The following is a 1,794-nucleotide window of genomic DNA, read 5'->3' on the forward strand; positions in this document are numbered from 1 at the left end:
TTAGCATTCCTGTAGATCGCTAATTTTGAGCTTTGATAAAAATAGGGCTCCTCAGTAAGATATGAGTAAGACACTACTCAAACTCAACCTTAAGGAGGAACCCTTATTATGAAGTTTAAAATGCAGGACAAACAAAATCAACTCATTGAAAGAATTTCTGATAAACATTTAGTCGTTGGTGTGGATATAGCCCAACAGCTGCACGTTGCCAGAGCTGTTAATTTCCGAGGGATCGTCGTAGGAGATCCACTTACATTTGAAAATAACGAAGAGGGATTCTGTGACCTATTAAATTGGATTTACAAGCTTCAAAGAATACATAAACTTGAGACGGCCATTGTCGGGATGGAGCCTACAGGCCATTACTGGATTAACCTTTCAAAATGGCTATTGAAGCAGGCTATCGAGGTAGTAACAGTAAATCCCCATTTGGTGAAAAGGAATAAAGAAAACCGCGATAATACCCAATCAAAGAGTGATAAGAAAGACGCCCTGGTAATAGCTGATATGGTGAAGAACGGTTACTATGCCTTTGTCAGGAATACTTCTGAATCGTTTGAGAAACTTAGGGTCCTCATGTCTAACCGGGATGTGATTGTTAAAAGACTTGTTAGCTCTGTTAATCAATTAAATCGTTGGGTGGACATCGTTTTTCCAGAACTCAGACAAGTATTTAAAGACATCACTGCCAAAGGGGCAATCGCTACACTGCGGCTTTTTCCTTCCCCAATGGAACTGGGTTCCATGAAGCCTGAAGAGATCGTGGCCGGTTGGAAGTCAGTCATGAAGAGGCAGCCTGGGATAAAGAAAGCCTATTTACTTCTCAATGTAGCCAGGAAGTCTGTTGGTACAAGACAAGCAATAGAGGCCTACAAATTTCATCTAGAACAATTACTCGAAGAGTATGACCTTGCGGTTCAACAATTAGAAAGAGTTGAACTGGCAGTCAAGGCTGAGCTATCTAAAATTCCTTTCGCAAGTAAGTTGCTTATGATTAAGGGAATTAGTGAAATATCGTTAGCTGGCATTTTGGGGGAAGCAGGAGATTTAAGCGGGTTTTCACACGGCAATTCTTTACTTCGCCACGCCGGGCTCCATCTCGCTGAAGCTAGCTCCGGGAAGTGGAAAGGGCAAATTATCCTTTCCAAACGTGGAAGATCAAGGCTTAGGCGTTTCCTTTACTTGGCCACTATGAGCCTGGTGATGAATAACCCAGAATTTAAGGCCCTCCACTCCAACAATGTCAAAGTGAAGAAAATGAAAAAAATGAAATCCATCATGAAGTTAGTTGGCAAGTTAGCCCGGATATTCGTAGGTATAGCACGTAAAAACGAATCGTATTGTGCCAAGAAAGTCCAACCATTAACGGAGTTGGCAGCGTAGTTTCACTCATTTTATCGGTTTCGAAGAGTACTCTAAGATCGAGTATTGGCTTATTCGCAGGATTTCAAATATGTACGGAGTACCAGATTTATTGAACATAAGGGCACTGACCCATCAGGTTAGCAAAACTGGCCTCCACCCCTTGGATAGGCATGACGAAGGAATGATAGGGCGATTGACCCGTTGAGACATGGGAGGGAAAGCCTCCAGGGGCGGCGTGGAGATGTACATCATATGGTAGAATATGGAGAAGGTAATGCACTCCTTTATTTAACTATGCCTTCACGTAGCCAAAACGTCCTGAAATCACTCCATCCAGTCATGAAATTAAAATCATTGGGGATGAAATCCTGCGAATAAGCGAGTATTCGGGAGAAAATCGGATTAAACTGAGGGAGTTCAATAAGAAAA

Annotated in this window: 1 protein-coding gene; it reads left to right on the plus strand. The window is 42.2% G+C overall.

Features of this window, described 5'->3' with window-relative positions; all coding sequences use genetic code 11:
- Positions 1 to 108 precede the first annotated feature (108 nt).
- Positions 109 to 1,383, plus strand: coding sequence for an IS110 family RNA-guided transposase (locus tag CU635_RS22610; RefSeq protein WP_101579611.1), 1,275 nt, complete (start codon positions 109 to 111; stop codon positions 1,381 to 1,383).
- The last annotated feature ends 411 nt before the right edge of the window (positions 1,384 to 1,794 follow it).

The sequence above is a fragment of the Bacillus canaveralius genome (assembly GCF_002860125.1).
Taxonomy (GTDB): domain Bacteria; phylum Bacillota; class Bacilli; order Bacillales; family Cytobacillaceae; genus Bacillus_BJ; species Bacillus_BJ canaveralius.

Coding starts and splice junctions, on each gene's coding strand:
- CU635_RS22610 (WP_101579611.1), top strand. CDS start 109: ATGAAGTTTAAAATGCAGGACAAACAAAATCAACTCATTGAAAGAATT.